The organism is Paenibacillus lutrae (assembly GCF_009757775.1).
GTDB lineage: Bacteria > Bacillota > Bacilli > Paenibacillales > NBRC-103111 > Paenibacillus_F > Paenibacillus_F lutrae.
Genome location: NZ_RHLK01000005.1, coordinates 40,228 through 52,207, shown reverse-complemented (window position 1 = coordinate 52,207; position 11,980 = coordinate 40,228). Strand labels below are relative to the sequence as shown.

Genomic DNA, 11,980 nt, shown 5'->3' with positions numbered 1-11,980 from the left:
GCGTAACGTTCAGATGTTTAAAAATATGTACAACTGGATCGACGAACGTCTAGATATCACGCCGATCTGGAGAGATGTAGCGGACCATGAAGTTCCGGAACACGTCAACCCGGCTCACCATTTTTCCGCGTTTGTTTATTGCTTCGGCGGATTGACGTTCTTTATTACCGTTATTCAAATTCTGTCAGGTATGTTCCTGACGATGTACTACACACCGGATATTATCAACGCCTATGCCAGTGTAGACTATCTTCAGCATCAGGTTGCCTTCGGTGTTATCGTACGCGGTATGCATCACTGGGGTGCTTCACTTGTAATCGTTATGATGCTTCTACATACGCTTCGCGTGTTCTTCACGGGTTCTTATAAAGCTCCTCGTGAAATGAACTGGGTAGTCGGCATGTTAATTTTCTTCGTAATGCTCGGTCTCGGTCTGACGGGATATCTGCTTCCTTGGGATAACAAAGCATACTATGCGACCCAGGTTACGATCAAAATTGCTGCATCCGTTCCAGTAGCAGGTCCTTACATCCAATCGCTCATGCAAGGTGGAGACATTGTAGGTGCGCAGACGCTGACGAGATTCTTCGCGCTTCACGTGTTCTTCCTGCCAGCGGCTCTCCTAGCATTACTGGCCGGACACTTCTTGATGATTCGCAGGCAGGGAATTTCCGGACCGCTATAAAATGAAAGGAGGGCATTGAAGTGGCGCATGACCAAAAAAATGGTAAAGTTGATAAAGTCGTTTATGTAGGCGACTCTCGCGTTCGTAAAACTGTAAAAAATAATGTTCCACCCGATTATTCGGCTTACCCGGGTAAATCCGAGGCCTTCATCCCTAACTTTCTTTTGAAGGAATGGATGGTTGCCGTTGTATTCTTGGTCGGAGTATTATGTCTCGTAATTTCCGAACCGGCTCCGCTGGGTTATCCCGCAGATCCGAAAAACACCGCTTTCATTCCAATGCCGGACTGGTACTTCCTGTTTATGTACCAACTCCTGAAATACCCGTATACATCTGAGAATTACGTTGTATTGGGAACTCTGGTTATTCCGGGCCTGATGTTCGGCGGTCTGCTCCTGGCTCCATTCCTGGATACAGGCAAAGAACGCCGCTTCTACAGACGCCCAATCGCTTCTTCTCTTGCTCTTCTTACCCTGATCGCATGTGTATACCTTACAGTGACTTCCTGGCACCATTACCAAGAAGAGCTGAAGGCTTCCGGTACGGTTCCGGAGCATATCAAGCGTGAAGAAGAAATGAAAGAGAAGAAAGCCGCAGGGCAGCCGGCCGGCGGCGGTACCTCTGCACCGAAAGCCGCAGGTATCGTAGCTGCCGATGATCCGGCTGCCGAAATTTACAAGAAAGCTACTTGTATTTCTTGTCATGGCGGCGATCTGAAAGGTGTTCCTTCCAGTGGATTCCCTGCGCTTCGCGGTGTGGGCGATAAGCACGACAAGGATCAAATCATGGACATCATCAAGAATGGCCAAGGCAAAATGGCAGCCCAGTACAACGATAACATCGCCAAAGGGTTGACCGACGATGATATGAATAAACTGGCTGACTGGCTTGCGAAACAGAAGAAAGCCGAATAAGATGTCTAAGAACCTGACCGTACGCAGACGGTCAGGTTTTTTTGTAAGGAAAAGAAAGGGCCGTAAACCCATATGGAATATCAAGGGAGGTCATCATCAGACATGAGCCAATCAATCTTATGGTACCGGGGAATGGCTCTGCTTACCAGCCGTCCGGTTCTGTGGTTATTATTCGCCGTTAATGCACTTGGTACCGTATACGGCTATTACTGGTACAAAGGACAACTAGAAGAAACGTACTTGTATGAACCCTTGTGGTATCTGCCATTTGTTCCGGACAGTCCGACAGCAAGCCTGTTCTTTACGTTAACCTTGATTTATTTGCTGGTTGCAGATAGGAACAAGGGGCTGGGACTAGGTAAGCGGTCTGTTCTACGGGGTTTCGTCGAAGCATTCGGACTTATTACTTCCGTCAAGTACGGAATTTGGGCCGTGGCTATGATTTGGTCCGGCTATGCTATGGGGGATACGATTGTATGGCAGGATTGGATGCTTACGCTTTCGCATCTAGGCATGGCGCTTGAAGTGCTGTTATTTGCGGCCTATACAACCTATTCGGTTTCTTCCATTGTACTTGTTGCCATCTGGATTTATGCAAATGACTGGATGGATTATGAACAAGGCATTTTTCCGAGGTTGTCCGAAGTGCTGCTTCCGCATTTGGATAGTATTCAATGGTTTACTATCGGTTTAAGCACTATATCCATTGCCATCGCATTCTCTGTACTCCAATTTCAAAAACACCGCAGATCCAGGGTCTAAATGTGGACATCCCTCCATAAGATGTGTTAGGAGGGATGTCCACATGTTGTTTTATTCCGCTAAGCGGATCATTGGGTTATGTGTATGGGTTGCGATTCTTACAGCAGTGATTGGCTGCTCTCCTGCAAGCAGGGAGGCCCTGCCCGCGGCAACTGTGTCTCCGAGTCAAACCCAAGCAGCCGAATCCCTTAATCAGGAGGCTGAAGAACTGTACAAGCTTACCGAGCAGGGGAAGACGGATGAAGCGAGAATACGGCTCGAGCACCTGGGTGAGCAAGCGACTAAGCTTACCTATGACGGGGCGATTACCATAGAAGGTTTGCATGCCTTAACGGAAACCATTTCTAAGGCTAAACGTACGTTTGCAGCGACTGATTTCTCACAAGACGAGGCTCTGCTTGCTTCCGCCAAGATCAGACTAGCCGCAGATGCCTTAACCCACCGCAATCAGCCTATGTGGCTCCAATACTACAAGCTGGTTAAAGATGACTTGGAACGGCTTGAATCCAATATCCGAGCTGGCAAAAAACTTGAATCCTTGCTTGACTACAGCAAGCTGTACCGGCATTATTCGACAATCCGGCCTGCAATCCTGATTAACCGCTCTCCGGCCGATGTCAACAAGATGGATTCACTGCTCGTTTTTTTGAAAAAAGGATTAGCTGAAGACCAGTTAGACAAGGCTGCGCTTCAGACCGCAATGGAGCATGCGCATAAAACCATCGACGGACTATTCGGCCGTTCTGAACGGGAAGCCTTCCTTCCACTGCCGGACACACAAGATCCCATTATATGGTCGATAGGAATCGGAACCTTCATAATCGGGATACTCTTATTCGCAGGATGGAGAATGTTCCGGTTAAAACCTGGTTATGAACGTATAAACCATAAAAAAAGGGAGGGCTTCTAATGGACTTTGAAGCCTTCCCCAAGTACTTCATGAACTTCCCCGATAATGATGAATGCGGCCGGATCGGTCTTGCGTATTAATTCCTTCAGTCGGCTCATCTGCTGCCGATACACGACGCAATAGACGACTTCCTTGGCTTGCTGAGAAAAGGCTCCTTTGGCTGGAAACAATGTGACACCGCGATCCAGTTCCTCCGAGATCATTCTGGAAATTTTCTCGGGCTCGTTCGTGATGATGGTAAAGGCTTTGGCCGAATGAGCGCCTTCCGTGATGTAATCAATCATTTTGGAACCGATAAATACGCTGACAAGGGAATACAAGATCTTTTCCTTAGGTATGTATAGCAGAGAGGTGCCGATTACAATGAGGTCAATCAACAGAATCATTTGGCCTACACTCCAGCCTTTCCACTTGTTGCCCAGCTGGGCGAGGATATCAGAACCGCCTGTCGTACCCCCGAAGCGGAATACGATTCCGAGTCCAAGACCGATGGTGAAACCGGCATAAAGGGCGGCGAGCAAGTAATCCTGTTTGGTGATAAAAGGAACAAGCCAGCCTTTTCCGATCATAACCTCCATGACCCACAGGAAGAAAGAGACGGAGAGCGACCCGAAGATGGTGTAGACCATAGCTTTGGAACCGAAACTGCGCCATCCCAGATAGAACAGGGGGACGTTCAAGACGAGTGTAGTTATGGACGGAGGCAGGCCCAAAGCGTAATGCAGCAGCAGGGAAACACCGGTTACTCCCCCCTCCATCAATTCATTGGGGATGACAAAGTAATGGACGCCAAATGCGAAGATAGCGGTCCCTAAGGCGATTGGCAAAAAATGCTTAAAAGAAGCAAGTATGCTTTCCCTAAAGGCCATAGATGGCTCCTCCTTCCGAGGGGTTTATTTCTATTGTATTCTTTTTATTCGGGAAAATCTGTAAAAAATAAGGTTGTATCTCCTGGAAGGTGCGCAAAGACCAAACTGGTATAAAAAAACAGGCCAGGTTGAGTAACTAGGCCTGCATTAACCTTTAAAAGGGATCGTTCTTCTTCCTGTATAAGTACGTTTACCCTTAACGGCAGTGATTCTTACACAAGATTTAATAAAAATTTTTCTTGCGGGTTTTACCCATTAGGCCAGTTAAGCCAAGAACACCGAGAAATCCCATCCAATCCAGCTTACGGCTTCCCTTCTGGGCCGACGGAGAGATTTTGCTGTCAAATTGCATCATGTTAACATTATTGGGCTTGGCCGGAGGATAGCTTCCCGGTTTGGGGGTCGCAGCCGGCAAGGGGTCAGCCCGATTCGTACGGATACCTCCAGGTGAAAATTCAGCCGGATCGTAAGGGCCGTTTGAACCGCCTATACCGGAATGAATGGTTTGGGAGCCGTAGGAAGAGCGGTCTTGAACATAGGCAGCGGAGTTTCCTGCTGAACTGCTGTACCCAGTGCCGGCCGCTTGAACCGGTGCCGTAGAGAGTATTCCACAGCCAATAAGGGCCGCTGCGACCAAACTGAATAACCGTTTCATTAAGAACACCTCCTGTTGTGCGATTTTCTCTTCATTGGTTTACCCTGCGTCATGAATGTCATGCAAGGAAAAGTCCTCTAAAACAGGGTTTAGACAGGTTTGGCGAAAGAGCTTCAAGGTGGCAAGATATAGAAACTGAAATTGCAATACAAACGAGTCTATAATAAGATGTTGATTAGATTGAAGTCTGGTGTCAGAAAGAAGGGGTAGCTATGACAGAACGTTCGCTGAAGGACATGCAGCAGGAAGTGGACGCATACATATCGCAATTTAAAGAAGGTTATTTCTCTCCACTCGCCATGCTTGCCCGTATGTCTGAGGAAGTCGGTGAGCTTGCGCGTGAAGTTAATCACGAATTTGGAGAAAAGCCTAAAAAATCTTCCGAAGAAGATAATTCCATCGAGCTTGAGCTCGGTGATATTTTGTTTATTACCATTTGCTTTGCAAATTCACTGGGAATCGATTTAACAGAAGCCCATCATAAAGTCATGCATAAGTTTAATACACGAGATGCCGACAGGTGGACGAAAGTGAACACCGATTCGGAATAGATCTCATATGCTGTACCATCCCCCGAAGTATACGGTTTAGAAGGAGGGTGGGAAGATGGATGGGGAAATTCAAATCCAGAAGGCGTATGAGTCTATTCTCAGTAATGACTTCGAAGGAGCGATCGAATGGTTCGAGAAGGCCATCGAGGCGGAGCCGGATAACGCTTCTTATCATTATAAGCTATCGTTTACTTATGCCAGAAATATCAAAATCTCTAAAGCCCTTCAGCATGCGGAGACCGCTTCAACACTTGAACCTGATAATGAGACCTATCTGTATCATTTGACAACGCTGAAAGCGAAAGCACTGGTAGCGGAGGCTGATAAATACCTCCAGCAGACGGTTGAACAGTTTCAAACTGCCGTTGCTTTGTTGAAGCAGGCGGCTGCGCTTGACCCCCTTAGTGTGGAAGCGCAGGTCGGGCTTGCAGCCGCATACGCCGGAATAGACGATTATTCGTCTGCTCTTGTGGCTGTAAAGGAAGCACTGCGGTTAAATCCGCAGCATGAGCTGGCCGCGGCGATGCTGAAGCAGTACCGCAAGCGGCTGCGTTAACTTCGTAGAACAAGAACTCTGCCTAAGATAGAAAGGATTGGATAAATAATGGAACCAATTAAAGTAGCTGTAGCTGGCGCAAGTGGGAGAATGGGACGTGAAGTTGTCAAAATGGTACTTAGCGACCCGAAATTGAAGCTGGTAGCTGCCGTTGACCGGTCATCCGGACCGGTAGATGCCGGCACATTAGTCGGACAGGCGCCATGCGGGATTAAGATGTCCAACGATCTGGAAATGGCCCTGATCGAGTCCAAAGCCGATGTCCTCGTCGATTTTACAGCTCCGCAGAGTGCGGCAGCCAATACGTCATTGGCCATCCGCCATGGCGTCCGTCCGGTTATCGGAACCACCGGTTTCACCCCTCAGGAAATTAAAGATCTGGATTCGGAGTGTCAGGCAAAAAACATCGGCGGTCTGATCGCGCCTAATTTCTCCATCGGTGCCATTCTCATGATGAAATTCGCTGCTCAGGCGGCTAAATATTATCCACACTTAGAAATTATTGAGTATCATGGTGATCAGAAGCTGGACGCTCCCTCGGGAACGTCAGTTAAAACCGCTGAAATGATTTCAGAGATCCGAGAAGAGATAAGACAGGGTAATCCCAATGAGGAAGAAAAACTCGAGGGAGCAAGAGGCGCTTATTATAACGGCTTCCGCATCCACAGTGTGCGCTTGCCGGGTGTTTTTGCCCAGCAGGAAGTGATTATGGGCGCCCACGGCGAATCTTTGAAGATCCGTCATGATTCCTACGAAAGATCGGCTTACATGCCTGGAGTAAATACGGCCATTCTTAAGGTTATGACCTACAGCGGCATGATCTATGGTTTTGAGCATTTTATTGATTAAACAAACAGTTGCCTGCATGACATACATATAGACAGCCTCAAGGAGGCAGGGAAGGGAGAAGCGACAATGATGAATATTGCGCTAATCGCACACGACCGGAAAAAAGATGAAATGGTTAATTTCATAATTGCCTATGAATCTGCTTTTACCGGACACAAGCTTTATGCAACAGGGACGACCGGACAGCGGATTATGGACAGTACGAGCTTGGTCATTCACCGGTTTATGTCCGGTCCGCTTGGCGGAGATCAACAAATTGGTGCTCTCGTGGCACAGAATGAAATGGATCTGATCATCTTTCTCCGCGATCCTCTGATGGCTCAGCCTCATGAGCCGGATATCACCGCTCTTCTTCGGCTTTGTGATGTGATGGGTATTCCTCTTGCGACCAATGTGGCGACGGCTGAGCTGCTGGTGCGGGCTTTGCAAAGGGGAGATTTTGCCTGGAGAGAGCTTGTCCACAAGTACAAGCCGGGGGAGGCTTAATGGAAACGGTCGATATTCTCGTATTTGGCGCCCATGCAGATGATGCAGAAATCGGGATGTCCGGTACGATTCTAAAACATACACGTGCCGGCATAACCGTCGGCTTGTGTGATTTAACACGTTCGGAGATGTCTTCGAACGGAACGGTTGATAATAGACTCGTGGAAGCCGATAAAGCGGCCGACGTACTCGGGGTGTCTCTTCGGAGCAATTTGGGGTTACCTGACCGGGGGCTGTCCGCAACCAGTAAAGACCAGATAGATGCAGTGACGCAAGAAATTCGGCTCCGTAAGCCGCGAATCGTGTTCGCTCCTTATTGGGAAGACCGCCATCCGGATCACATTGCCTGCTCACGGATCGTACAGGAAGCGGTATTTAATGCCAAATTGCGCAGATACCTTCCGGACACCGAAGCGGTTCAAGTCGAAAGTCTTTATTTTTATTTTATAAACGATACAGCGGATCCGGATCTTGTGGTGGATATTTCGGAAGTGTACGCGGGCAAAATACATGCGCTGGAAGCTTACAAATCTCAGTTCACAGCTCCTGAAATCGGCAAAGATATCGTCGCTACACCAATCAATCAGAATTATTTGCAGCGGGTAGAGGCCAGGGATGCTCTGCTCGGCCAGAAACGAATGTACACCTATGCAGAAGGGTTTATGTCTAAACTGCCTTACTCCGTCGATTACTTTCTGCCCAAGAAAGGAAATGAAATATGAAGGACAAGCTCAAAATAGGGATTACCTGCTACCCGACACTTGGGGGCTCCGGTGTAGTGGCGACCGAACTTGGCAAATTACTGGCTGAAAAAGGCCACGAAGTGCATTTCATTACGCACAGCATGCCGTTTAGACTGGGGAAGTTCCACCGCAACATTTATTATCACGAGGTTGAAGTCAGTGATTATTATGTTTTCCGGTATCCCCCGTATGACTTATCCCTGGCCAGTAAGCTGGCTCAGGTGGCTCAAATGCAAGGCCTGGATCTGCTTCATGTGCATTATGCAATTCCGCATGCAGTCTGCGCGCTTCTTGCCAAACAGATGGTGGGTTCTCAGCTTAAAGTCGTGACTACACTTCATGGTACCGATATAACAGTACTGGCACAAGACCATTCCATAAGTGATCTGATCCGTTATGCGATCAACGAGAGTGACGCTGTGACTGCTGTTTCCAACGATCTGATCGAGGAAACCAGGGAAACTCTCGATATTTCCAGAGAGATCGATCTTACATATAATTTTGTAGATAAGCGGGTTTATTATCCGCGAAGCGTAGAGACGCTCCGTAAAGAATTTGCGCGCGATGATGAGAAAATTCTGCTCCACATCTCAAATTTCCGTCCCGTTAAAAGGGTTCTAGATGTGGTCGATGTATTTGAGCGGGTGAGCAAGGATGTGCCAAGCCGGCTCTTATTTGTGGGAGAAGGTCCTGAACTCTCCAAGGTCATCAGTCATGTGAAAGAGCTGGGATTATCCGACCGGGTTACGTTTTGCGGCAAGCAGGATGATGTTGCGCAGCTGATTTCATTGGGTGATGTGATGCTTCTCCCTTCTGAGAAAGAAAGCTTCGGTCTGGTGGCCCTGGAAGCGATGGCTTGCGGCGTGCCGACTGTCGGCTCTCAGGCAGGGGGAATTCCTGAACTTATTACGCACGGTGAAACCGGATTTCTGACTGAAATCGGGGATACGGAGCGGATGGCGGAGCATGTCAGAGAACTTTTGACGAATGATCAGCTCTATGAACAAATGTCCGCAGCATGTCTGAACCGTGCGCGCACAACGTTCTGTAATGACCGGATCACGATGCAATACGAGGAAATCTATTACCGGGTTCTCGGAAGAGAGATTCCCGAATCCCACCGGATTGAGAAAGCGCAGTGTGAGGTTGATTAGCATCTCTTTCGGTTACGCAAGGGTGAACCATAAATGGCAGATAACCTTCAGGAAATGATGAACGAAGGGCGAGAAGTGCTGACCGAGCTGCAAAAAGCAGGGCATCAGGCTTATTTTGTGGGCGGATTTGTAAGAGACTTGACGCTCGGACGCTCCATCAAAGACATAGATATTGCGACCTCAGCCCTTCCGGAAGAGGTGATCGCTTGTTTTCGGCGAACCGTGCCGACCGGGCTGCAGCATGGAACCGTAACGGTAATTGCGGGAAAGCACACCTTTGAAGTCACGACATTCCGTAAGGAAGGGGAATATGAGGCCTTCCGCAGGCCTTCCGGGGTCGAGTATATCGATGACTTGCAGGAAGATCTGAAACGAAGGGATTTCACCATCAATGCGATGGCGATGAATGCGGACGGGACGCTGATAGACCCGTTCGGCGGCCGGCAAGATCTGGCGGGCAGCCTGCTGCGCTGCGTCGGAGAAGCGGCTGAACGCTTCGGTGAAGATGCTCTGCGCATGCTGCGCTGTATCCGCTTCGCCGCGCAATACGGCCTCCAGATTGAGGAGGCCACATGGACTGCGCTGCTCGTACAGATTCCGCTCCTGAAGCATATCGCGATGGAGCGGGTGCGCGCGGAGCTGCAGCGCATGATCGGCGGCGCGGACCCGTCACGCGCTGCGCGGCTGCTGCTGGCGAGCGGCTGGTGGCGGTATGCCAAGACGCCGCTCGCGCTGCCTTATGCGGCTTGGGCGGATGAGACCGCAAGCGCCGCAGTTGCCCATCTGTCCACTCTTCAGGAAGAAGAGGACAGATGGGCGGTCCTGCTGCTGCTCATCGGCTCGCAGCAGCAAGAGGCTGTCAGAGCGGAGCTGCGCGCTCTGACGTTCCCCGGCGAGGATATTGCGCGCATCGCGCATATCCTCGCGGTACACGCGCTTCTGCTCCGCGGGGGCGATGCAGAAGCGGCAGAGCGGCCGGAGGATGCGGCCGCTCCGGAAGCGCGCGCGGCGCGCTTCAAGCGTGCCGTGCTGCGTCACGGCACGGAGGCCGTGCGCGGCTGGCTGCGCGCGGCGGGACTGCTGCACCTGGCTTGGGTGCAGCGGGAGGCCGCGGGCGGGGGCCAGGCAGCCCGGGCCGGCGAGGCGGCTTATCCGGCCGATGCTGGCGCCGGATCGCCTGGCAGCGAGGAACGCTCGGCAGGTTCCTCAACGGAACTAGACGAACATGCGGGTACCCGGAGCCGCATGGATATTCCCGTTCATTCAGCGGGTTTAACCGGTATGATCGAAGGCTGTAACGATGTTACGGAACTGGGGCTGTCCGTACAACCGGCTCCAGGTCGCGATACATGCGATATGGGCGGGCTAACGGAGCCTGCCGCTGCTGCCGCTCTCACCGGTGAAGAAATCGCTTATGCGGCTCAGGCGGCTAAGCTGGGGGATCTCTTCTGTTTCATCCAGGAAGGTGCAGCGGAATATCTCTTGAACGGTGAGCGGTGGATAGCGGACATGCCGGTATACGGAGTCAAAGATCTGGCTGTCGGAGGAAGCGAACTCATGGAAGCCGCGGGGCGTAAAGCAGGCCCTTGGCTGGGAGAAGTATTGAATTCCCTTACGGAGCGGGTTGCGCTCGGCGAACTGAATAATAACAGGGAAGCGCTGCTGAAAGCGGCTTTTCCTGACGCATAGAATGTGAGTTGAAAAAACCATGTCGGTACGCAAGCAAATTTTGGAGCTGTTTCGTCTTAATCGAGGCTCTTATTTGTCAGGTGAAGATATCAGTCGTGAATTGGGGTGCAGCCGTACGGCGGTCTGGAAGCACATTGAAGGGCTTCGTCAGGAGGGGTATCGTTTCGATGCCGTCACGCGCAAAGGATACTGCCTGATTGAGGAGCCGGAGCGCATCGAGGAGAAAGCCATTGAAGAAGCGCTGCAGACTTCCTTTATGGGCAAGAACATTGTGCTTCTAGACGAAGTAGAGTCAACCATGAACGAAGCGCACAGGCTGGTGGCTGAGGGGGCGAATGAGGGGACCCTGGTTATCGCAGAAGAACAGACCTCAGGCCGCGGCAGGATGGGGAAGAAGTGGCACTCTCCCAAAGGAAAGGGCATTTGGATGAGTCTGATTCTCAAACCCCGGGTTCCCGTTTATTTTGTCCCTCAGCTGACGCTTCTGACCGCGGTCGCTTTGTGCAGAGCTGTCCGGCGTGAAACCGGCATTGATATCGGAATCAAATGGCCCAATGATCTACTCGTGCGGGGCAAGAAAGTAAGCGGCATTCTGCTGGAGATGAGCGGGGAAGATGAACGTCTTAAATATGTGATTGTAGGGACTGGGATTACAGCTAATTTAACCGAAGAGGATATACCGGAAGAACTTACTGCCGTTGCCACTTCTTTAGCCATCGAAGCAGGAACGCCTGTCAAGAGAGAAACGTTGATCGCTGCTTTTCTGAACGAACTGGAGACTCTGTATCAATTGTATATGGAAAACGGATTTGCCCCGATTCGCACGATGTGGGAGGCTATGAGTGTTACTCTGCACAACCAAGTCCGCGTCAAGACTGCACAGGGCGTCATCGAAGGCAGAGCGGAATCGCTGGACGAAAGCGGAGCTCTAGTCGTGCGGCAATTGGATGGTGAGAAGGTGCGGGTATACAGCGGCGACGTGGATATCCGTTAAAGCCACCTGTTCAAATGCAGCCGGATTTGGTATACTGTCACCGTAAGGCGGTATCTTATAGAACTGCACTTGCGTTGGTTAACCCGTCACATAATTGCATAAAGTACGTTTGTGTTTTCTGATTCTGCTCTGAGCCTGAAGGACCGAGACAGAAGGATCACGA

The 11,980-nt window shown here is 50.4% G+C and carries 14 protein-coding genes; 12 read left to right on the top strand and 2 right to left on the bottom strand.

What is annotated here, in order from left to right:
• The first annotated feature begins 13 nt into the window (after nucleotides 1–13).
• The 4 genes from qcrB to EDM21_RS10870 all read left to right on the top strand — a co-directional run bounded on the left by qcrB (nucleotide 14) and on the right by EDM21_RS10870 (nucleotide 3,271).
• Entirely contained in the window at nucleotides 14–685 is a 672-nt protein-coding gene (gene qcrB / locus EDM21_RS10885) for a menaquinol-cytochrome c reductase cytochrome b subunit (RefSeq protein ID WP_068775421.1), read from the top strand.
• 20 nt (nucleotides 686–705) lie between these two features.
• The gene (locus tag EDM21_RS10880) at nucleotides 706–1,599 is read left to right on the top strand and encodes a c-type cytochrome (protein WP_166541944.1); all 894 of its coding nucleotides are present in this window, start codon (nucleotides 706–708) and stop codon (nucleotides 1,597–1,599) included.
• Nucleotides 1,600–1,701: 102 nt separating this feature from the next.
• Nucleotides 1,702–2,361, top strand: coding sequence for a DUF1405 domain-containing protein (locus tag EDM21_RS10875; RefSeq protein ID WP_157335449.1), 660 nt, complete (start codon nucleotides 1,702–1,704; stop codon nucleotides 2,359–2,361).
• A 43-nt stretch (nucleotides 2,362–2,404) separates the two neighbouring features.
• Entirely contained in the window at nucleotides 2,405–3,271 is an 867-nt protein-coding gene (locus EDM21_RS10870; protein WP_157335447.1) for a sporulation protein YpjB, read from the top strand.
• Here the strand turns inward: EDM21_RS10870 and EDM21_RS10865 are convergent.
• On the bottom strand, nucleotides 3,268–4,140 hold the full coding sequence (locus EDM21_RS10865; RefSeq protein WP_157335446.1) for a YitT family protein: 873 nt from the start codon (nucleotides 4,138–4,140) through the stop codon (nucleotides 3,268–3,270). The two genes, EDM21_RS10870 and EDM21_RS10865, sit on opposite strands and share 4 nt — an antisense overlap.
• A gap of 223 nt (nucleotides 4,141–4,363) precedes the next feature.
• Nucleotides 4,364–4,795, bottom strand: coding sequence for a hypothetical protein (locus EDM21_RS10860; protein ID WP_157335445.1), 432 nt, complete (start codon nucleotides 4,793–4,795; stop codon nucleotides 4,364–4,366).
• 212 nt (nucleotides 4,796–5,007) lie between these two features.
• Here EDM21_RS10860 and EDM21_RS10855 point away from each other — a divergent pair, with 212 nt between their 5' ends.
• From EDM21_RS10855 to EDM21_RS10820, 8 genes are all read left to right on the top strand, one after another.
• Nucleotides 5,008–5,346, top strand: a complete 339-nt coding sequence (locus tag EDM21_RS10855) for a nucleotide pyrophosphohydrolase (protein ID WP_157335444.1) — start codon at nucleotides 5,008–5,010, stop codon at nucleotides 5,344–5,346.
• A 55-nt stretch (nucleotides 5,347–5,401) separates the two neighbouring features.
• Entirely contained in the window at nucleotides 5,402–5,902 is a 501-nt protein-coding gene (locus tag EDM21_RS10850) for a tetratricopeptide repeat protein (RefSeq protein ID WP_157335443.1), read from the top strand.
• Nucleotides 5,903–5,950: 48 nt separating this feature from the next.
• A complete protein-coding gene (gene dapB, locus EDM21_RS10845) occupies nucleotides 5,951–6,751 on the top strand; it encodes a 4-hydroxy-tetrahydrodipicolinate reductase (RefSeq protein ID WP_157335442.1) in 801 nt (266 codons plus the stop codon).
• A gap of 66 nt (nucleotides 6,752–6,817) precedes the next feature.
• Nucleotides 6,818–7,237, top strand: a complete 420-nt coding sequence (gene mgsA / locus EDM21_RS10840; RefSeq protein WP_201280777.1) for a methylglyoxal synthase — start codon at nucleotides 6,818–6,820, stop codon at nucleotides 7,235–7,237.
• Nucleotides 7,237–7,959: a bacillithiol biosynthesis deacetylase BshB1 gene (bshB1, locus tag EDM21_RS10835; RefSeq protein ID WP_157335441.1), complete on the top strand. Its 723-nt coding sequence runs from the start codon at nucleotides 7,237–7,239 to the stop codon at nucleotides 7,957–7,959. The genes mgsA and bshB1 overlap by 1 nt, the downstream gene beginning before the upstream one ends.
• On the top strand, nucleotides 7,956–9,134 hold the full coding sequence (gene bshA, locus EDM21_RS10830; RefSeq protein WP_157335440.1) for an N-acetyl-alpha-D-glucosaminyl L-malate synthase BshA: 1,179 nt from the start codon (nucleotides 7,956–7,958) through the stop codon (nucleotides 9,132–9,134). The genes bshB1 and bshA overlap by 4 nt, the downstream gene beginning before the upstream one ends.
• 33 nt (nucleotides 9,135–9,167) lie before the next feature.
• A complete protein-coding gene (locus EDM21_RS10825) occupies nucleotides 9,168–10,823 on the top strand; it encodes a CCA tRNA nucleotidyltransferase (protein WP_157335438.1) in 1,656 nt (551 codons plus the stop codon).
• A gap of 19 nt (nucleotides 10,824–10,842) precedes the next feature.
• Complete coding sequence (locus tag EDM21_RS10820; protein ID WP_157335437.1) at nucleotides 10,843–11,817, top strand: biotin--[acetyl-CoA-carboxylase] ligase; 975 nt, start codon at nucleotides 10,843–10,845, stop codon at nucleotides 11,815–11,817.
• The last annotated feature ends 163 nt before the right edge of the window (nucleotides 11,818–11,980 follow it).